This is a genomic window from Bernardetia aquimarina, from assembly GCF_042180575.1.
Classification (GTDB): domain Bacteria; phylum Bacteroidota; class Bacteroidia; order Cytophagales; family Bernardetiaceae; genus Bernardetia.
The window spans coordinates 2900165-2921539 of the sequence record NZ_CP170094.1; the positions used below are offsets into that span (position 1 = coordinate 2900165).

Below are 21375 nucleotides of genomic sequence, written 5' to 3' on the forward strand. Positions count from 1 at the left end.
TCTTTTTTGATTGAGTTAGAATTATTATAAAAACAGGGTTAAAACCCTGTTCAATTAATAAAACCAAAATTTTGTATGAAAAACTATTTTACCAAAATTAGAAATAGATTATGAAAACTTAACCTTCAAACGCTTTTTCACTTTCCACACGTTATCTTCTTTTATCAGTTCTCCTTTTTCTTCTTGCGTTATTTTTTTGGCACTCTCACTAAATGTAGAATGTTCGATAATGTGGTCTAGCTTTTCAATAGAACGAAAAATAGACTCAAAAGCCATATCTTTTATATCTGAATGGAGCATTAAATCTGCTTTTTTTGCTTCGTTTTCTCCCTCACTATATGGACGAATTACAAAAATACTGTTACTCATGCCTTTTGTACGTTCTGAACTTATTCCATTCTCTCCAATATCTGACAAAGAAACATATAAAGGTTTTTGTTGAGTGATTGTATTTTTAGGTGGAGTTTCTACTTTTTGAGTGGTTGTATTTTCTTGGTCTTTTATTGACTCTTTTTCTGTATTTTCGACTTTAGTTTTAGTTGATAATTCCCCTATCACTCTCATCAATTCTTGTATTTCTGCATGATTAGCTACCTCTAAAGCTATATTTTCGCTTTTTGCTTCCTTGAGTTTTTGCTCATCAGATAGATTAGAATTAGTCAGAATGGCTGTCAATCGGCTTTTTTCTTCGTTGATTTGATTATCTATTTGATTTTGAGCAAGTATTGTTTGTCTTTTTGTATCATCTCCGTTTTCTGTTTTTTGATTTGTTGAAGAAGCTGTATTAACTACAACATTATCTCTACTCAAAGGGTCTTTTTTTACAATATCTTTTTGAGGCTGTTTTGGAGTAGTTGGCTTATCTTTTTGAGATTGTTTATACATCACAAAAGCAATAACTGAAACGGCTATTACACCAAATATAATCCACATCATATAATCGTCTTCTTGTGTTGTTGCAATATTCAAATCAATGATATAACGGTTCTTTTCTCCTTCTAAGATAAGGGAATTATTTGCATTTGCTACTAAAAAAGCAGTATCTAAAGCAGCATTTCCTTTTACACGAATTTGAATAGAATCACTCTTTTTTATATCCAAGCCAAATTTATAAGTAGGTTTTTCGCCTTCTGTTGTTTCGTTTATTCCAGTAAGCTGTTTTTCTTCATCTTGATTAATTTTGTAATAAATAATCTCTGATGAATCTATTTGAGTTGGTTCTTCTGTTTTAGTTGTAGAATCTTGTTTGGTAGAATCTATTTTTATTTCTGTTTTTTCTTTTGGTAACTCCGTTTTTTCATTTGAATTAAGACTACTTACAGCAGAATTTTTAATTTTAGCTAATCTTAATTTTAAATCACTAAGTTGTTTTGGTGTAAGTTTGAATTTACTTTGTTTATCTCCAAAATCATTTGTTCTGGCTATTACTTTATTTACGATTTTATCTAAAGAAGTAATCGTAGAAGACAAATCATCAGTAGGATAGCTTTTTGAACTTAATTTGATAAAATCAATATCATAAATATAACCTGCTACGCCATCACTCATTTTTTCTTTACTAAATATTCTATCCAAAGATTTTGCTTGAATAGTTGGTTTTAGCTTTGTCACTTTACTAAAAGTAGTATCTTTTACCTCTTTATTTTCTACAAATTTTACAGTATTATCTACCTCATTAATTCTCTTCAAAACAGCAATAGCAAATTCATAATTCATCTTATCGATAGCCTTATGAACTACTTTTTCGTTTGATTCTTGGTTTTGAGCAAATGCAGTATTGTTACTCAAAAGGAGTATGCCAACTAGAGATAAAAAAATGTAAAAGGATTTCATGGAAGTTTTTGTTTTTATAAAGATAACTAGCGCAAGATTCTATCTTGTGCTTATAATTTCGCAAGCATATGCTTGCAGAAAAAAAGCGTCCAAGCATATGCTTGAACGAGAACTATCAATTACATATTTACCGTTTTATTTTTCGCCATTGCAAGAGCCAAATCTCTAATAATGATACGCAAAGGATAAAAGAAAAACGACTCACGAACAGGCGTATAACCACCAGAAGCATTACTGCGTTCATAAATCATTCCTTTGGCAAGTTCTTTTGATTTGATGGCTTTAAAACCTTGTTCGAAAGCTGTCAAATTGGTTTCAATATTAAAATCTTCAAAACGAGTTTGAGGATTTTTGTTCATATCTAAGAAGAGTTCTAAAAACTGATCTAAATTTTTACTTACTCTAATTGCCATCTGATTTCCCTCTTTGGTTGGTCTGCCATTTTCGTCTATTAACTCCTCATACGTTAGATTTTTTTGAGGTAATAATTCGTCTGCTGTGGCATCTATTTCTCCCAAAAATACGGTATTGATATTTTGTCCTAAACCTAAATCTTTGTAGGAATCTGAAAAACTATGAATTCCACCAAAACAAGTAGCTTCTTTTGGTTCTTTGGTCATGTGAAGATTGATATTTCCTCCTATTTCGCCTGTTTCTTCTGAATCTGAAGATGGAAGACCTCCTTCTAATTCTCCAAAACCTGCAAATACATTTTCTTCCTCTTCTTCTACATCAAAACTATTTTCTGTTTGTGGTTTTGCATCAATTCCTAGTTCTTTATATTTTTCGTAGGTTTTTTGAGCAAAAATTTCGGTAAACTTCTGTAATCCGTTTTTGTCTTCGCTATGGTCTAAAAGATTTAAGTATTTTGAACCTGTTCCACTAAAACAAAAATCTTTTGGATAAGGCATTCCACTAACTGCCAAAAGCTGAACAGCGTGATAAATACAAGCCGAATAATGTAGCAAGAAAAGCAATAACATATCTTTGTCTTCACTCAATTTTTCGGCAAAATTGATGTGGTCTGCTGAAAACATAAAACTAGATTTATCGCCAGAATCAAAGCGTCCACTATCCATTATTTCATTAAAAATCATTTCTATACGTGAACCTGCTGCCTGACTAATTCCTTTTTTGGTAAGAGAAATTCGCTCTTTAAACCAAGGGCGATATTTTGCTACAATTCCTCCCTCTGTTGTTTGATTGGAATCTTTGCTGTCTCTTCCTTCCCAAAGTGTATTTGCTCCAAAAAATGCAGAAGTTGCCAAACGTTTTTTTCCACCATTCGAAACGAGTGCAATATCAGTAGAACCTCCACCAATATCTATCGAAACGACAGAACTACTTTTGTCTATTTTTCCAGTTGCACGATAATAAAAATAAGGAGCTTCTGACTCATTTACCAAACGAATTGTAACATTTTTACCTAAAATTTTTCTACTGTTTTCGTTCCAAACTTTGGTCAATTTATCTGTCAATGTTTTTGGTAAACTCAATGGCTTAAACCAAACTAAACGAGTTCTTGATAAATCGCCACCATTCAAAATTACTTTGTTGCGAATCATGTAAAGTATCTGTTCGATAAATACTTCTACTAATTTTGAGTTTTCGGCAGACCATTTTAAATTTGTCGTTACTTCTTGTCCGTGTCTTGCTATATCTAAATTGTCTTTTTCATACAAAAACCCAATAGATGAATTAAGCAAAACATCGAATTTTACATCGTTGGAATGAATAAGAGCTGTTCGGATAGGAAAAGAGTTTCGCCAGTTTTGATACAATGCTTCTTGTGCAGGAGGATTTCCAATCAAATTTGGCATAAACATTCTGTCTTGAAAAAATGTCGTTGCAAGTCCAATTGCATTATCATCAAAACTGTATCTTTCCAACATCACATGTTTTTTGTCTGCTGTTGGTTTGTTGAGCGTAACAGCTTGCATGTCTTCTTCTCCAATAAAAAATGGATAGGTTTTTATTTTTCCTGCTGCCATCGCATCATCATCTGTAAAGGCTACAAATGTATTTGTTGTTCCAAAATCTACAGCTACTGTAAATGGTTTTGGATTTGTTCCTCTGTGTGGTGGTTTTTTCCAACGTGGCACAATCCAACCTCTTGCTTTTTCGCCTGTTTTGCCTTGATATGGAGTAATTATTTCTAAGGCATCAAAACAAGTTCCTGAAACAGAATAAACAGATAAATGAGAACCTTCTACTTTTCGTTCGAATCTACTTATTTTTTCAATCGCACTATCACTTGTAGAAATTGCATTTTCTTCATTATAAGCCAACAAATCATATTCTTCAACATTATCAAGCTGTGAAGAAAGCAACATTATTTTATACATTGTGTCATACTCAGCATCGCCAGTACGCACAAAAGGATAAATACTGATAGAGAAAGGCGACGGAATATCGTCCATTGTGTCATCTTTTCCATCATCTACCAAATTGATTATTTTTCCATTATTAGCATTTCTTGGGTTTCCATAATCGTAAAAGCGAGTAAAGGTAAGAAAAGCACCTGAGCTGTTCGGACTTCCTTTTATCGGCACTTTTAATGTTACTTTTATATTTCCTTGTTCGGATTCTACTTCCTCAATCGCTAAATTTTCAATGAGTGTTTCTTCATCAAAAAACTTGAAATACAAATCGGTTACAGGCAAAAGAAAATCTACACTATGAGCGTGAATATGGTTTTCAGGAACAACAAAAGTATCAGGATTGATAAGATAAGGCATTCTAATCAAATCTTCGGCTAACAAATCTGTCGTTACCAAATACGGATAATTATAACCTATTTGTGGCAAATTCCTATCAGCCCAATTATTTTTGGGTAATGAAAATTCTACTTTTGTTTTGTTGTTCCATTCTTTTCCTTTGAAATAACTAAAGTTTGGATTATCAAAACCTTCTTGCAAAACTAAAGGCAATACTTTTTTTACATTGCTTCCTTCTCCAATTTCCAAACGAGCTGTTTTTTCCTTCGAAAGGCTTGGTTTTATCAAATAACTACTATCCAAATCGCCATCTGTAATAATTGGCGCACAACTTTTCCATGCAACTCTTTCTATACGTGGCGTTTTTCCATTGATTACAACGTCTTTATAATCCATTTCGAAAGCTCCCATTTTAGAGTTTTCGTCATAAATATCTTTTATCTCATCTCCTTTTGTGTTATGGAATTTTTCTCGCTGGATACGCATATATTCATGTACGTTATCCATTTGATTAAGAAGTCCTTTATGCAAATAGAAAAGACGATGCACATACATCTGAAACTCCATCGGACGCTGATGCAAAGGCTTCAAACCTGTAAACATCGCTCTGCCATCTAACGTTTTGATAGGACTAATTAAGTCTAAAAAATGCTTTTCTTCTTCTTCGGCTGTCTTCGAAACGAAAGCAAAAGTAAGAGGGGAAGTAGCAATAATTGGCGTAGAATCGTAAGTTAGAATATAAAAACTAGGCGTTTTGCGTTCTCCTTGATTATTCTTTCCAAAAGGAGAAAGTTCACCAGTAAAAAGTTCTATTGTTTTTCCTAAAAGTCTATGTCCATCATTATCAGAATTTTTAAGAGCTTTTATTCTTTCATCCAAATTCCATTCTACAAGCGAAAAATGTCCGTCTTTATCAGCCTGTAAATGTTCTCTAAGATTATAAATTAAATCTATGGCATCAAGACATTCCGAAACCAGTTGATGATAAATTGTACTTCCTTCATGTCCCAAACGATTTACCATTTTGAAAGCAATATCGTAAAGGTGCATTTGTGCAAAAGGCGTAGGAATCGAACTTGGTGGAATGGCTACTTTTGAGCCATTGGGGTCGTCTATTTCTTCTATACGTGAAGAATTATAAATTTCGGTAGTATGCCAGCCTTTTTTGTCGGTACTTCTTTCTTTGCGTAATGTGAGTAAATGACGACTGTTGTTTTGAGGTTGTGCCATAATGAGTGTTTTTTTATGCTCAAACCTATAAGGTTTCTGAAAACCTTATAGGTTTAGTTGAAATTATATTTTAAAATATTTTGTATAAATAGAATCAGTTGCTCTATCCATCAATTCCAACATCTTTTCAAATCCTTTTTGGTCAGTTTTTAGGTTTCTTACTTCATCATTCATAATTACATTTATTCTATCATCAGAAAGACGAGTATTAAATAATTTGGTAGCAAAACTTTTCTTGACAATTTTTCCATGGTCAACTACCCACTCGTTCATATCTGTATCTACATTAAAAGGAAGAAATTTTCGTTCTTTTACGCCTAATTCTCTAAGCCACGCATTATAATCTATCAAAAATTTTACTAACGGTTCGAATTCTCCATTTCCTTTCTTAAAACCATCTTCGTGTTCACTTCCTAATGTTTCTTTAAACCAAGGTTGAGAATCTGCACTTCTACCCAAATTATTATAAACATAAGTGAGAAATAAAAACTTAATAATCGGCTTATGAATAATTCGGAGTGTTTCTTCATCCAGATTATATAAAGAAAGTTCTTTATTATCTAGCTCAACAGAACACTCATGAAAATGACTATCTCTATATGTAGAAGCTACATTTGTATCATATCCTTTTTGCATAGATGAGAAATTAATTATTCCCATGGCTGCCATCATTTCTACTAAATGTGCTGCATTTTCTTGTGTTTTTTCATCGTTGTTGTGCATGGCAAGCTGACTATCTGCAATATAATACAGTTCATCAATTCCCTTTAATTGATTTTCATAAAAGGATAAGGCAGCCTTTGTTTTGGTAATAAAAGAGTTGGAATCAATGAAACTATCTTTATTTTCATTGAGCTTAAAATAAGGCATTACACTAACAGCACCTTTTACAGCCTTCTGAATATTATCTCCAGCACTTTGTAGATTTTTGAGAAGCAATGGAAAACCAGATGCGCCTGTTCCTCCAAAAATAGAACTGACTAAAAAAATCTTATCGCCTGTATTAAAAACACGTTTGAAAAACTTAAACTCTTCCGAATCTTCTAGTTTGTTCAAAATCACACTTCCCATACTTGGATTTCCTCTAAAACCGACAGCCATTTCACTTTTTCGGTCTTTTTCAGAAAAGAACATCGACACAAAACTCTGGTCTTGATTAGACATATCTTTATTGTAACCAATAAATTCCTCAAAGGTATTTTTAGCATATTTACTAAAATTAAGACCAAAAGAATTATCTATTTTTTCGGTATCGTTTATAGTTTCGCTATGCAGTTTTCCTAAAGGCAATATTTCGGTAGAAAAAAACGAAGAATTTGTTGTTTTGGCGTGTTGGAAGTTTTTTTCATATTGTTCCAACATCATTTTTACTTTTCTGTACTCATCACTTGTTTCGTGTGGGTCAATCAGAATAGGAATTACTTTTTCAGCGTTTATTTTTACGCCTGCCGAAAGAAGCATAATCAAAGATTTGACTACTCGTGTTCCTGTTCCACCAATTCCGAATATAAAAAGATTGTTTTTGCTGCTCATTTTCTTTGTGTTTTTTGTTTTTAACATTAAACCTATAAGGTTTCTGAAAACCTTATAGGTTTGGATATAAGTTTGAAAATCTTAAAAAGGCGTTTTTCGTCCATTGGTAGAAAACCATTTAAAAATCATAGAAAGCACAAAAAACAAAAGAAAACCATACAATAAATTGATGACAGCATACCAAAGTGAAAGCGTCAAGACAGGTTTGAAAGCCTTAGAAAAAGCTGAATAAGCAATAATAAAAGCAACTACTCCAGTAAGAAAACCATTGAGTAAAAACGTTCTGAACCAACTCCCAAAACTATTGTAAGAAGAATATAATCTATTATAAAAGAAATAGAAAAGAAGTGCCATCACAATAGTAATTGCCAAAAGAAGCCAAAGCGTAAGAGGAAAAACATCGTTTCGCCAAGTAGCAACTGTATTGGACGGAATTTGAGCGACACTTCTCAAAAACTTCTCATAAATAAACATTAAAAAATCTCTCATAAAATCTAGGTAGTTGGTTGTTATTTTTTTCTCGTTCAAGCATCTGCTTGGACGCTCTTTTTCTGCAAGCATATGCTTGCGAAGTGATAAGCACAAGATAGAATCTTGCGCTAGAATATTTTTTTATAAAGTGCTTGCAGTAATAATATACGGATAAGAAAACAACGTTTCATTATCGTGTGCTTCCTGAATTCCTGATATAACTCTTTTGAGAAGTACCGTTCTTTCATTTCGCTCTGCATCTGTTTCATCAGATTCTGTATTCCAATCGTTTATCCAAGTCGGCAAGCTATTTTTGAGTTCTAAATTTAGACTTGCTTTACAAGGAATATCTACTGAGTAAGTTTCTATTTCTACAAAATGCGTATATTTTTTGGCAAGAACAACATCTTCTTTTGCCACTTTTGGCTCAAACTCTTTATACGTATAAACTTTGTTTATGTTACTCTTTGAGTTTGGCGAACGAACTAATAAATTCGCTTTCAAGTATTCTAAATCTTGATGTTGTTTGGGTAACTCGCTCAAATTCAGTCCAATCGTATAAGTTAGCTTTTCTTCTTCCGAAATATATTTTGCTTCTGCAATAATGCTTGTACAATTTGATTTTCGTTGCCACAATGACTCTGGATTTCTGCCTGATTGTGCTAATATTTCCCCTTGAACTGTTTCATATTTTTTGCCAATATGCAGCTCTTCCGAAAACTTTACTTTTTCACTAATCAGTTTATCAATCTGTTCTACTAAAGACTGTTTTCCCAACACCCAAACATAATACGGACGTTTATCAGAACAGCAGTTTTCAACAACTTGATTACTTACTGTATAAAATTTCCCTGAATAATCTGATTTGAAAGCATAGACAGAAAGAGCCATTTCTGGACGTTTCAAAAACATTTCTCTTAGTCTGACATTGAGTGTTCCTTCCAAATTCAGAACATTGGGAGGAGAATATAAAAAGTCAGAAACGATAATACTAACATCTTCTTGATTGTTCTTTTTGATAATTTTTTCTACTAAATCGGGAAGGGTTGTCGTTTTTCCAAAATCAAAATCTGCTCTTGATATTTTTGAGGCTACATCATCTTTTGATTCAAATTCTAATGTCGTTTGGTCGTCTTTTATGCCGTAAAAGTTTTTAGATTTTGATTCTACACTCGTTACAAACCACGAAAAAAGACTTGCCATTTCTTTCTGAAAACCTGTACTTCTACCTGTTTGCTTCGGCATATAGCCTTTCATACTTCCAGAAATCTCTAAATAGACATTTAAGTTGTCAATTTTACTAGACGTAATTTTGAGCGTATCTCTTTTGCAACCTGTACAAGGGTCTATCAAATCCGAATTTTCGACAGGCTCACTAGAAACACAATTATCTATTACATCACTTACATTATCATAATCTACATCGTCATTCGGACATGCTCCACCACAAGAATACAAAGAAAAACACAAAACGAATATTCCCAATAACCAATCATATTTTACTTTAGACATAGATTTCTTTATTTTATTTTTTGTTTGTAAACAGAAGTAGAATCGTATGCAATATGTAATTTTTTTTTTAGATAGGAAAGTGTGGAAGAGGGAAAACTTATGTAAAAATCATATTTGAAACTTTTTTACTAGAAAAAATTGTTATATGAGTAAAACAACAATTTTAAACCAAAAAATATATGTACAAGCAACTGCCTTGCATAAAAGACGAGAAAGACTTTGAATTCTTTGTGCGTGATTTATTTAATGTGATAGAAAACACCAACTCATATTCTAAAAGTGAAAATAATATAAATCATCAACTTTTTGGAGTAAAAGGACAAAATCAAAGAGGAATTGATATTTTTTCTCCTCAAACTAAAATAGTGATACAGTGTAAATTGAAGGACATCGGTAAAAGTGATAAAGTTATAAGAAAAGCTCTTATAAAAGATATCGAAGATACACTCAAAAGATTAAAGGAACTTAAATTCTCTGTTACAAGACTAATATTTACTTCTACTTTTAGAAATGATGCAGAAATTCAAGAATATTTAATAAAAATTCAAGAAGAAAGAAATTATAAATTTGCACTTGAATACTGGGGTTGGGATACTCTTAATGAGTATTGTGAGAATAAACAGAGCATACTAGAGAAATACTTCTCTTCTTATATAATTGATAAAAAAACAGGACATGATATTGAAGTCTCTCTTCAAGAGAATTCTATATACCCTCAATATATTAGGAAAATAAAAGTACATGAAGAAGAACCTATATTATGTAAAAAAAAACAAGAAAGTCTCAAAAAACTTCAATTAGGGTTTTCTAATCTTCTACCTAATTATCTTCAAGAAATACAAAATGATAAACCTGTATCATATCCTACTTTTTACAATTCTCCTCCTAGTTATAGTGGAGCTTTATGCAAGGTTTTAATTTCATTAAAGAACAGTGGAAATGCAACGATAGAGAATTGGAAATTTGAAGCAAGAGTTTCAAATGAAGAGGTAAAAGTATTTAATGCTATTGAATACAAATTTTATGATTCAATACAAGAAATGCAACACAAAAATGCTACTGTTTTTGAAACAAGTGATTGTAATATTAAAGATAATAAGATAATCCATAGTTCTAGTAACAATTATTTAGTGCAGAAAGATAAAATTACCTTTGATTTATACCTACAACCAGAACATTGTACTAAACAAATTATTATAAAATGGAAACTATTAGCTCGTGATTTCGATAAAGAAGGAGAAATAAAAATAGATGTAAAGCCTAAATACGAAGATGAATATGTTTTTGAAAATATAGCTAATAAAGAAGAGGTGAAAGAAGATAAGATAATATCAATTACAGAAAAAACTCTATACAAAAAGTAAATAAATTTTAAAAAACCGTTATTTCCCTCAAATAAAAGAGAAATAAAGGTTTTTTCATTTCCGAAAAACCAACTTCCCCAAAAAACCGTTTAAATAGGAAAAACAAAATTATGCAGACAGCCTATAAAATACCAGATTTTAATATTCCTAATCTATTTGATACGAGTGGAAAAAATAAAAGTAGTGATAAAAATTTAGCAGAAATCGTTAAGAAATTAAGGAGTATAAATAATCATTTTTCTAATCAAGATGAACTAGAAAGTTTATGGCTTCATTTGGATAAAAAACAAGCAAGTCAATTATATGAGATTGTTGTAAATTACGAATAGTAAGACCTTTATAATTTTCTTCTAAGAACTCACAAAGTGCCTTTATATGACTTCCATAACTTACAGTACTGGACATGTGTTAATTTAGGTTGTATTTTGAGTTTTAGATTTTTGCACTAATTGGGTTATTATTTTTAATATTTTGTCTATAGAAGTAGCATAAAATACTACTTTTCCATATCCGATTCTAAAAACAGACTCGTAAAAGGATTCATTGTCTTTTTTTACTCTTTGTTTTGTTTTTACTCCTTCTAAGATACAGAGTAAAAAAGATGCAATTACTAATGCCATTAGAACACGAATTTTTCTTGGGTTTACCATTCCTAACTCCTCTAAATGAAATCCATTTGTTTTCAAATGTCTAAATAAACACTCTATTTTCCATCTGAGATAATAGATAGCACTAATTTTCTCCTTTGTTAAACGATATTTGTTGGTTAATAAAATGACAAACTTTTCACTTTCTTTTGCTGCTTGAGCATTATAAGAAATCACTATTTTTAGTTTTTTTGCAAAGTCAGTTTCAAATTCTTGGCTTACTAGTTTGCCTGATTTAGCTTTTTTAAGTAAGCTGTGGTATTTTTTAACTTCTAATTGATAATCTCCCTTACAAAGACGAATAATGTAAGTATATCCTTGTTCTTCTAAATACCTAAACCAAACTCTACCTTTATACTCTCTATCAGCTAAAATTGTAAATCTTTTTAAAAAAGGATATAACAATAAAGCCGATGCTAATAAACTTTTACGATGAGCAACAGTAGAACTACCTTTTCGTTCTAAATTGATCCAAAAAATAGGAATAGCCATTTTTCTATAAATAACACTTAAGACCAAAACATGATAGGTATATTCCCCTAATTGCCAAACACTACCATCCATAGCTAGATAGAAAATTTCTTTTTTTATGTCTTTTCTATTCAAAAAAGAGCCTATACTAAAAACTAGAATCAGCTTCCATAGTGTTTTTTGAACATAGACATCCAAAAAATAACGAGTAAGCCGTTTATAATGAGAATCAATTTGAACAGTAGGAGAATTTAAAAAAATACCTACTTGATTTTTTAATTTGTTTAGATTAACAGTTTCTTTTATCAGAATACAGCTAATAAGCAACAAAGTAGCGTGAACATAATGGATAGGAATATCTGAAAATTCCTTTGTATATTTGTTCAGCAGGACGGAATAGAGTTTTTTGGTTTTCACACTTCTAAATTAACTCTTTCTGTCCTTTTTTTGTCAAAAATTTAACTCATGTCCAGTACTATATCCATAACTACTTATAGACCTTTTTCGAATCGTGGTTTTGCGTTCTCAAAAGTAAATTGAAAGGCATTGACAGCCGTTTCATTTTGTTTTTTAGCTTCTTTTTCTTTGGTAAGTTTTTCAAGGTTTGAAGGAACATGATAATTATCTTCTTCAAAATCTTCGTTTATCTGTTTTGCTAGTTCTTCACTAGCATTTTTGTAGGTTCTATTCCTAACTAACTTTTTCTTTTCATTGTCCCACGTATGAAGTTCTACATACGGTTTTTTAGCATTTACAAACTGCAGGCTTATAAGGGAATTTTTCTTTTTCGCTTTTTATCATTCCTAATTTTTTGTAATAATCTAAGAGTATAACAAATGCAAACGAGTTGAGTAATATTACTAATTGGCTATTTTTTGGCGACAAATACACAAAAATAGCCTTAAAGCTATCTATAACGTTGTTTTGTAGCGATAAAGGGATTCGAACCCTTAAAACTTAGTTTCTAAAACTAATACGTATGCCAGTTCCGTCATATCGCTAGTTGTATAGTGAGTAGGACTCGAACCTACATTTTCTTACTTCCAAAGCAAGCTATTTACCAATTAATATACCACTATATGTTGTGGAAAAGATTGGATTCGAACCAATGCCCAACAGATTTTCAGTCTGTCACTCTACCAAGCTGAGTTACTCTTCCATTTTTTGCACGTCCTAGAGGAATCGAACCTCTGTTGTCGGTTTTGGAGACCGATACATTACCACTATGATAAGAACGTAGTTGTTACCTCGTCAAGATTCGAACTTGAAAAATCAGACTCAAAATCTGATGTGTTGCCAATTACACCACAAGGCAATAGTTGTCTTTTGCGAGAATGGTAGGTTTCGAACCTACGACCAATTGATTAACAGTCAATTGCTCTACCACTGAGCTACACTCTCTTTTGCTTTATTTTCCTTTTTTGTTGTGGGAATGCTAGGATTAGCTTCGCTGAATACTTATTTCAAACTTAGAAAGTTTCACAACTTCAGATTTTCAGTCTAGTGCAGATTACCGTATCTACAAAATTCCCTTTTTAGTACTCCATAAGAGATTCGAACTCTTTTTATGTCTTAGAAAGAGACATGTGATAGCCAATTACACTAATGGAGCAGATTGTAAGATTAGTAGGATTCGAACCTACGACCTTCTGTGCATCAGACAGACGCTCTGACCAATTGAGCTATAATCTTATGTTATGCTATTACAAACTCCCATTCAATTTTTATAGTTCCTTAGAGATTAAAAAAATAACAAAACACCTTACTACGTAATGGAGCAAAATTATTTATATGTTGTCGAAATCTGTCTGAAGTCTCAAAGGTGTCTTGACGGTTTAAGTTTCTACTTTCTAATTCTTTTTTGCTTTCTAAACTTTACTGAGATAGGGAATAACAATAACTAAGTAAAACTTAAAAAATTACGAAACCTAGAGTGTTACTTTCTTAGCTTCTCTGAATTGTAAAAAGTATAAATTTTATTTCTTTTAAACTTATTCTTTCCATTTTATGAAACGGTTTACTTTTTTGGTTTTGATTTTTTTTAGTTACAATTTCTCTTTGTTTGGGCAAGTTCAAAATGAGGAAAAAAAATATGATTGTATTCTTATTGTAGAACAATCTGCGACTTTTGAAGGTGGAATGGACTATTTCTATGAAATTATCAATAATCAAATGCGTTTTTCAGAAACAATGAAAGAAGGACGAGTTTTTATTCAGTTTGTAGTAGAGAAAACTGGGCAAGTAACAGATATGAAAGTTGTAAAAGGGCTATCAGAAGAAAATGACAAAGAGGCTTTACGAATAATGAATTTGATAAATGAATATTATATGTGGAAACCTGCTGAACAGCGAGGTGAAAAAGTGAAAGTCAGAATGAATATTCCTATCGTTTTTAAAAGAGAAAAAGTAAAGCCAAATTCAGAAAAAGTTTATAGACGATAAAACTATTCCATTCCTTAAACTATCTATTCCATGAAAATTATTTATGTAGGTATTTTTCTTAGTTTGTTTTGTGGATTTTCTGTTTTTGGACAAAATCCAATAGAACTAAATGATTCTTTACAAAACATAGAAATTGATTTGTCTTTTCTTAATTCAATTAAAATTCCTGCTGTTGAAATTAAAAAAGAAGTAGAGCAAGAAGAGGTAATTTTTGGATGTGGAGGAGAACAACCTGCTACTTTTGAAGGTGGGCTGGAAAATTTCTATAAAATTGTCAATAATCAAATGCGTTTTTCGGCAACAATGAAAGCAGGAAAAGTTTTTATAGAGTTTGTAATAGATACAACAGGAAAAATGACAGAAATAAAAGTTGCAGAAATAAAAATTGTAAAAAGTCTATCAGAAGAAAATGACAAAGAAGCTCTACGAATAATAAATTGGATAAGTGAAAATTATATGTGGAAACCTGCCAAACAGCGAGATAAAAAAGTGAAAGTCAGAATGTGGATTCCTATCGTTTTTAAAAGAGAAGAAAAAGTAAAGCCAAATTCAGACAAAGTTTATAAACGATAAAACTATTCCATTCCTTAAACTATCTATTCCATGAAAATTATTTGTGTAGCTATTTTTCTTAGTTTGTTTTGTGGATTTTCTGTTTCTGCTCAAACAACGTATGGAGATTATTATTTTCATGAGATAGAAAATTCTGCAACTTTTGAAGGAGGAATGGATAGTTTTTATAAGATTGTAGGTGAAAATTTGCGTTCTGTTGATGATAAAGTAGGTAGGGTTTTTATTCAGTTTTTGGTAGATACAACAGGAAGGACATCAGAATTTAAGGTTGTAAAAGGTATTTCTGAAAAAAGTGATAATGAAGTTTTGAGATTGATGAAATGGATGTCTGAAAATTATAGTTGGAAACCTCGTTTATTTAGAGGACAAAAAGTAAAAACTAGAATGAGTTTGCCTATTGTTTTTAAAGAAGAAACTAAAATTTATACAATAGTTGAAAACTCACCTATTTTCGAAGGTGGGCAAGATAATTTTTACAAGATTGTAAGTGAAAAGCTAAAACTAGCAGAAAATCTAACTGAAGTAGGAACAAGAGTTATTATAGAATTTGTAATAGATACAACAGGAAAAATGACTGATTTCAAAATGCTAGAAAGTAATTTCTCTGAAAAAAATAATGCAGGATTTTTGAAAACCTTAGAGTTTATAAATGAGAATTATACTTGGAAGCCTGCCATTCATAAAGGAGAGAAGGTGTTGTATAGAATGAACTTTCCTATTTTTCTTCATTTTTCGGAATAAAGAATCAATAATTCCAGTCTGCTTGTCTTTGAGTTTTGCACTGATAATTTTTTCAAATGGTCTTCGTACTTTACCAAAAAATATACGATGTTGCATTGACATAGGAACAAACACAAAATTTTTAATATATCTCTAATAGGTCAAAAATAAACTTTATTTATCAGAGTAATATCAGTTTGCAAAGCTAATAACTAGATTGATTTGTTTTAAATGAACCCATAAAAATTTGTGAGTTTGTCTTATCAAAAGTTTGTTATACAAATCTTCATTCAAAAAACTCTTATCTTTGTGAAAATTTTACTTCGAAAAAATAGAATTGATGAAAACTCTTATACTTATCAGACATGCCAAATCATCGTGGAAAGATGAAACCTTACCAGACCGTGAACGACCATTGAATACAAGAGGAAAAAATGATGCACCTCTGATGGGTAAAATATTGTTTGAAAAAAATATTGTTCCAGATTTGGTATTGTCTAGTTCTGCCAAACGAGCAAAAAAGACAGCACAAAAGATTTTTTTTGATATTTATGGTTTTATGGAAAGCCAGATTCATTTGACTGATGATCTTTATTTTACAGGTGTTCCTTTTCACATGAGAATTATTAATACACTTTTTGATACCAAAAATAAGGTTGTTTTAGTTGGACATAATCCTGATTTTAGTAATCTAGTAGATTTTTTGGCAGAAGAACCTGTACAAGAAATGCCTACAAGTGGAGTTTATTGTTTAGACTTTGATGTAGATTCGTGGAGTGATATAGTAAGGCATTCGGGAAGAGTTCGCTTTTTTGAATATCCTAAAAAGTATAAAGTAAGCTAAAAGTTAATTACGAATATAATTTCTGTATCAAAAAAAATAGCTATACTGACTTATAGTTCATTCTCTATGAACTCTGTTAAAATGGCATTCCAAAATCAATGAAAAAAAAGACAATCAAATTTCTTGTTCCTTATCCTCACGACATTGCTCCTGGTCAGCGATTTCGTTACGAACAGTATTTGGATATTCTTAAAAAAAATAATTTTGACTATGAACTATTGTCTTTTTTAGATGAAGAAACCAATAAAATTCTTTATAAAAAAGGACATACTTTTAAAAAGGTATTAGGTGTTTTGAAAGGGTTTTTAAGACGATTCTGGCATATTTGGAAGACTAGAAATGTAGATTTTGTTTTTGTATATCGTGAAGCTACACCTATTGGTTTTCCGTATGTAGAATGGATTTTGGCAAAGATTTTTTATAGAAAAATTATTTATGATTTTGATGATGCAATATGGATTCCTGCTACTTCCTCTCAAAATAAATTAGTAGCTTTTTTTAAATCTCCTAATAAAGTCAAGAAAATTTGTAAATGGTCATATAAAATAAGTACAGGAAATGAATATTTACAACGGCATGCAAATGAGTTTTCAAATTCTACGACAAAAGCTGTTTTAAATCCAACAACGATTGATTTGGAAAAAAAACATACTATTTTACATCAACATAACTCCAACAAAAAGCCGATTATTGGTTGGACAGGCTCACATTCTACATTGATTTATTTAAACATAATTATTCCTATTTTGAAGGAATTAGAACTCCACTATGATTTTGTTTTTCGTGTTATTTGCAATCAAAATCCAAATTTGGACACAGAATATGATTTGAAGAGTTTTGAGTTTGTAAAATGGAATAAAGCAACTGAAATAAAGGATTTATCAGAATTAGATATTGGAGTGATGCCACTTACGGCTGATGCATGGGCAGAAGGGAAATGTGGTTTTAAAGCCTTACAATACATGGCTTTGGGAGTTCCTGCTGTAATTTCTCCTATTGGTGTTAATAAAAAAATTATCAATCAAAATGAAAATGGTTTTTTGGCAGATACAGAAAATGAATGGAAACAGTATTTATCCTTTCTTTTAGAAAACTCACAAAAAAGACAAAAAATGGGAGCTTTAGCTCTTCAAACTATTCAAAATGAGTATTCTGTACAATCAAATACAGAGAATTTTTTGAGAATGTTTACTTAAATCTATCATTCTCTACTATTCTGAGGTCATTTTTTTTAATTCATTCTGTAGCTCTGCTCTAACCTTCTTTGGAAGTTTGCTAATCACAAGTTCATAAGAATGACGAATCCAATGTTTGAGTTGTTTTTCTGTAAGTAAGGTTTCAAATTCAGAATATATTCCTCCAAAATAGATTGTATTCCAATGTTTTTTATTCATGTGATAACCTGCTTTTATACAGTCATATTTTTCTCGTAATTCTACAGCTTTTTCTGGGTCACACTTGACATTAAAACTATCAGGTTTTTTGAGATTGATGAGTGCAAACATTTTTCCTTCTACTTTAAACACTAAAGTATCTTCTCCAAATGGCAACCCTTCTGTAACAACAGGAAAAGAAAGACAAAAATCTCTAAATGATTCTATATCCATAGTATATTGATTTTTAATGAAAAAATTTTGTTTTTTTTAGTGTGTCTGAAAAACTTTGTTTTTTTTGAAAAAAAATAAAACAAAGTTTGTAAAACAATAGTATTTATACTAAATTTGATAGTATAACTATTGATATTGATTGTAAGGCTAACAAATTCTAACGATTCTATTGTACAACCCATTCTAAGATATAGCTATTTTTTTAAAAAAATATATTAAAGACTAGACAATTAAGCAGAAAGAGGAAGCAAAAAGCTGTTCCCACTTGGGAACAGCCTTTTTTTGTTTAAGAAATTAAAGAGTCTTGAAAATTAAATTTTAGAAACTCTCTGAGTTTATTATTTTTATAGGTTTTTGGTTCTTCCACCATCCACAGGAAGATTAATTCCATTTATATAACTTGCTTTATCTGATGCTAAAAACAAAATTGCACTAGCAACCTCATCAGCTTCTGCAAAACGTTGTGCAGGAATAGACTGCTTCATTTGATGTGCAGCTTGTTCTTCAGAGATATTATTATTTTTAGCTTTGTTTTGAATAATTGCATCTAGTCTTGATGTAGAAGTAGTTCCTGGTAAGACATTATTTACTGTAATTCCATATTGAGCTACTTCAAAAGAAAGTGTTTTTGCCCAGTTTGCAACGGCTGCACGTATTGTATTCGAAACACCCAAGTTTTCAATAGGCTGTTTTACACTTGTTGAAATCACATTTATAATTCTTCCAAATTCTTCTTTTTTCATAAAAGGAAAAAGAGCTTGTACTAATATTTGATTACAGATAAGATGTTGCTCAAAAGCATCTCTAAAAGATTGTAAAGAGGCTTCGTGTGCTTTGTTTGGAGGAGGACCTCCTGTATTATTAACCAAAATATGCGCTCCTTCAAAATTTCCTGCTTTTTGAGCCTCACTTAGGGCATCTTGCAGAGTTTTGGGAGAAGAAAAATCAGCTACTAAATAGCCATGTTTTTGGTTTTTTGGTGTTGGAAGTTCTGAAACTATATTCCTTAGTTTATCTTCATTTCTTGCCAAAAGAATTACTGTTGCGCCACTTTGAGCAAAAAGCTGAGCTGTTGCAAATCCAATTCCTTGTGTACTTCCTGCTACTAAAGCTATTTTTTCTGTTAGGTCTAAGAGCATTTTGTGTATTATTTTTATTTTGTTTTGTCTATTTCAAATCCAAATACTAAAATATCATCAATTTGTTTATTGGTATAACCCATCCAATTTTTGAGTGTGTTTTTTAAAAAATCTTTTTGTTCTGAAAAAGGTAGTTTTGAGGCTTGTAAAAGAACTTCTCTAAAACGCTTAATTGTAAATTTTTTATCATTATTTCCTCCAAATTGGTCTTGAAAACCATCTGTAAACAAATAAAAGCTTGTTTTTTGTGTAAAATTTAATGTATGATTAGTAAATGTTTTTTTGTTATGTTCATTCTTAATAAGATTTCCTCCAACAGACTGTCGGTCTGCCTTTATAGTTTTTAGTTCTCCATTTTCGATATAAATAAGAGGGTTTCTTGCTCCTGCATACTCCATTTCATGGGTTTCTAAATCATAAACACAGAAAGCAGCATCCATTCCATCACGAATTCGTGTATCTGTTTGGCGAAGCACTTTTGTAATTCCTTCATCTAATCTATCTAAAATATGAGCAGCCTTAGTGACTGATTTTGATTCTACTATTTCGTTTAGTAAATCATTGCCAATCAAAGACATAAATGCCCCTGGAACACCATGACCTGTACAATCGATTGCTCCAATAACTATTTTATTATTGACTTGCTGAAAATAATAAAAGTCGCCAGAAACAATATCTCTAGGTTCAAAAAATACAAATGAATGAGGCAAAATACTTGTAATTTCGTCCAAACTGGGTAGCATGGCTTGCTGAATACGTTTTGCATAGTTGATACTTGCTGTAATGTCATGATTTTTCTTCTCAATGACTATATTTTGCTCGTGTAATCGTTCAAGGTTTACTGAAAGCTCTTCATTGACTACATTTAATTCTTCTGTGCGTTCGACAACTCGGTCTTCTAATCGTTTATTTTGTGTCTCTACAAATACTCTATGTTTTTCAGATGATTCAAGTAGTTCTGTTTGCATTTTTGCTTGATTCTTTTTATAGAAATCTATTTTGGCAGCTAAAGCCACAGAAAGAACAACTACTTCTATTGCAGAACCAATCAAAAGACCACTAGAAGTAAAATCGTTATAGTCAATTACTCCTGCTCCTGCTAGTATAAAAATAAATAATCCTATTAGATAAAATGACCAAGCTACAATCATATATTGAGCAGGCTTATATCCTTTATAATAGATAAAAATAGCTACCAAAAGACCATTAAGACACGAAAATCCAAGAGCAGCTTGATTCATAGAAGAACCCAATGCTTTATAACCGAAAAGGACAACAAAAATTATAAAAATAAAGCAGACTATCAATCCTTGTAATATGCGATGAAATACTATAGCATTACGTTTTGTATGAAGAAAATCTATAAAAAATAAATTCGCAAAAATACTCGATACAGAATAAATAATAGGGTCATAGTCATTTATCCAAGGATAATTTCCCCACAAAAATTCAAAACTGTGTCCTCTCAACTGAGCAATACCTAAGCCTAAAGTAAGTAGGTAAATGATATAGTATAAATATCCTTTTTCTTTTAGTGTAAAGTAGAGAAAGAGATTATAAAGAAACATAACCAAAATAAAACCATAATACATTCCTTCAGCTAAATCTACTTTATGGTCTCTCTCAAAATAGTATTCCCAAGGTGCAACATGAATAGGAGCTTGAAAATAATGACTCTCAATACTTATAAATAGGGTTTGTGATTCTTCTTTTTCTAGTTGAAGGGGAATTAAAATACGGTCAGTTTGGAGGATTCTTTCTTTGAAAGACTTGTTATATCCAAGTTCTATTTTTTTATATGTATTGTCAGATTGTGGTATGAAAACATTTATTTTGGCTCTTCCACTTCCTATTTCAAGATACCATTTGTCTAAATCTGTTTTATTTTGTAGAGGTATTTTGAGCCAAATTTTTTGATTTTTTCCATTAAGATTAATAAATTTATTTATCTCTCTTTCAAAATATACATTTTGTATAGTTTCTATATTTTCTTTTTTATCTGGATTTTCTTTAAAAATACCAATTCTGTTGGCTATTGAGTATGATTTTGTTTCATTATCTAAGGCTATAACAGAAATATCTTGAGAAAAAGCAGAGTTAAGCAAACATATAAAAAAAGTTGTTAGTATAAATACTAAAATAGAATAATTTGTTTTTTTGTTTAAAACAAAGTTTATATTGTATTTAGAATAAATATTTTTCAATTATATGATATTGTAAGTAGTAGTAAGAGAGAGTTTGCAGACAGCTAATTTACTAAAAAAAATATACA

At 30.9% G+C, this 21375-nt stretch carries 16 protein-coding genes and 7 tRNA genes; 7 read left to right on the forward strand and 16 right to left on the reverse strand.

Translation table 11 applies throughout. The features are described 5' to 3' along the window. Positions 1-108 precede the first annotated feature (108 nt). The 5 genes from ACE193_RS12315 to ACE193_RS12335 form a co-directional block, all read right to left on the reverse strand. On the reverse strand, positions 109-1833 hold the full coding sequence (locus ACE193_RS12315) for a hypothetical protein (protein ID WP_375563291.1): 1725 nt from the start codon (positions 1831-1833) through the stop codon (positions 109-111). A gap of 119 nt (positions 1834-1952) precedes the next feature. Further along, on the reverse strand, positions 1953-5780 hold the full coding sequence (locus tag ACE193_RS12320) for a hypothetical protein (protein WP_375563292.1): 3828 nt from the start codon (positions 5778-5780) through the stop codon (positions 1953-1955). A gap of 63 nt (positions 5781-5843) precedes the next feature. Further along, positions 5844-7313, reverse strand: coding sequence for a hypothetical protein (locus ACE193_RS12325; RefSeq protein ID WP_375563294.1), 1470 nt, complete (start codon positions 7311-7313; stop codon positions 5844-5846). Positions 7314-7394: 81 nt separating this feature from the next. Beyond that, positions 7395-7802 (reverse strand): hypothetical protein, encoded by a 408-nt coding sequence (locus ACE193_RS12330; protein WP_014797654.1) that lies wholly within the window; start codon positions 7800-7802, stop codon positions 7395-7397. 123 nt (positions 7803-7925) lie between these two features. Continuing rightward, on the reverse strand, positions 7926-9296 hold the full coding sequence (locus tag ACE193_RS12335; RefSeq protein WP_375563296.1) for a hypothetical protein: 1371 nt from the start codon (positions 9294-9296) through the stop codon (positions 7926-7928). 179 nt (positions 9297-9475) lie between these two features. On the opposite strand from ACE193_RS12335, the gene ACE193_RS12340 reads away from it, so the two are divergent. Both ACE193_RS12340 and ACE193_RS12345 read left to right on the forward strand, forming a co-directional pair. Beyond that, positions 9476-10660, forward strand: a complete 1185-nt coding sequence (locus ACE193_RS12340; protein ID WP_375563298.1) for a hypothetical protein — start codon at positions 9476-9478, stop codon at positions 10658-10660. Between the two features lie 110 nt (positions 10661-10770). Beyond that, complete coding sequence (locus ACE193_RS12345; protein WP_375563300.1) at positions 10771-10989, forward strand: hypothetical protein; 219 nt, start codon at positions 10771-10773, stop codon at positions 10987-10989. Between the two features lie 84 nt (positions 10990-11073). Here the strand turns inward: ACE193_RS12345 and ACE193_RS12350 are convergent, their stop codons facing one another. From ACE193_RS12350 to ACE193_RS12385, 8 genes are all read right to left on the reverse strand, one after another. Further along, positions 11074-12195, reverse strand: coding sequence for a transposase (locus ACE193_RS12350; RefSeq protein WP_375559008.1), 1122 nt, complete (start codon positions 12193-12195; stop codon positions 11074-11076). Positions 12196-12705: 510 nt separating this feature from the next. Continuing rightward, a tRNA-Leu gene (locus tag ACE193_RS12355) sits at positions 12706-12779 on the reverse strand. 5 nt (positions 12780-12784) lie between these two features. Beyond that, a tRNA-Pro gene (locus ACE193_RS12360) sits at positions 12785-12857 on the reverse strand. A 6-nt stretch (positions 12858-12863) separates the two neighbouring features. After that, positions 12864-12937: transfer RNA gene (locus tag ACE193_RS12365), tRNA-Phe, on the reverse strand. An 8-nt stretch (positions 12938-12945) separates the two neighbouring features. After that, positions 12946-13016 (reverse strand) — tRNA-Trp (locus tag ACE193_RS12370). Positions 13017-13021: 5 nt separating this feature from the next. Then, positions 13022-13093 (reverse strand) — tRNA-Gln (locus ACE193_RS12375). Positions 13094-13107: 14 nt separating this feature from the next. Beyond that, positions 13108-13179: transfer RNA gene (locus ACE193_RS12380), tRNA-Asn, on the reverse strand. Between the two features lie 217 nt (positions 13180-13396). Beyond that, positions 13397-13470, reverse strand: a tRNA-Ile gene (locus ACE193_RS12385). Between the two features lie 315 nt (positions 13471-13785). On the opposite strand from ACE193_RS12385, the gene ACE193_RS12390 reads away from it, so the two are divergent. From ACE193_RS12390 to ACE193_RS12410, 5 genes are all read left to right on the forward strand, one after another. After that, on the forward strand, positions 13786-14220 hold the full coding sequence (locus ACE193_RS12390) for an energy transducer TonB (RefSeq protein ID WP_375563302.1): 435 nt from the start codon (positions 13786-13788) through the stop codon (positions 14218-14220). A gap of 30 nt (positions 14221-14250) precedes the next feature. Then, positions 14251-14793, forward strand: a complete 543-nt coding sequence (locus ACE193_RS12395; protein WP_375563303.1) for an energy transducer TonB — start codon at positions 14251-14253, stop codon at positions 14791-14793. A 30-nt stretch (positions 14794-14823) separates the two neighbouring features. After that, entirely contained in the window at positions 14824-15534 is a 711-nt protein-coding gene (locus tag ACE193_RS12400) for an energy transducer TonB (RefSeq protein WP_375563304.1), read from the forward strand. 319 nt (positions 15535-15853) lie between these two features. Continuing rightward, positions 15854-16357: a histidine phosphatase family protein gene (locus tag ACE193_RS12405; protein ID WP_375563305.1), complete on the forward strand. Its 504-nt coding sequence runs from the start codon at positions 15854-15856 to the stop codon at positions 16355-16357. A 98-nt stretch (positions 16358-16455) separates the two neighbouring features. Beyond that, positions 16456-17553 carry a glycosyltransferase family 4 protein gene (locus ACE193_RS12410; protein WP_375563306.1) on the forward strand — a complete coding sequence of 366 codons (1098 nt, stop codon included), beginning with the start codon at positions 16456-16458 and terminating at the stop codon, positions 17551-17553. A 15-nt stretch (positions 17554-17568) separates the two neighbouring features. On the opposite strand, the gene ACE193_RS12415 is transcribed toward ACE193_RS12410, so the two are convergent. From ACE193_RS12415 to ACE193_RS12425, 3 genes are all read right to left on the reverse strand, one after another. Continuing rightward, a complete protein-coding gene (locus ACE193_RS12415; protein ID WP_375563307.1) occupies positions 17569-17964 on the reverse strand; it encodes an MmcQ/YjbR family DNA-binding protein in 396 nt (131 codons plus the stop codon). Positions 17965-18308: 344 nt separating this feature from the next. Continuing rightward, entirely contained in the window at positions 18309-19103 is a 795-nt protein-coding gene (locus ACE193_RS12420; protein ID WP_375563308.1) for an SDR family oxidoreductase, read from the reverse strand. A gap of 14 nt (positions 19104-19117) precedes the next feature. After that, positions 19118-21208, reverse strand: coding sequence for a 7TM diverse intracellular signaling domain-containing protein (locus ACE193_RS12425; protein WP_375563309.1), 2091 nt, complete (start codon positions 21206-21208; stop codon positions 19118-19120). Between the last annotated feature and the right edge of the window lie 167 nt (positions 21209-21375).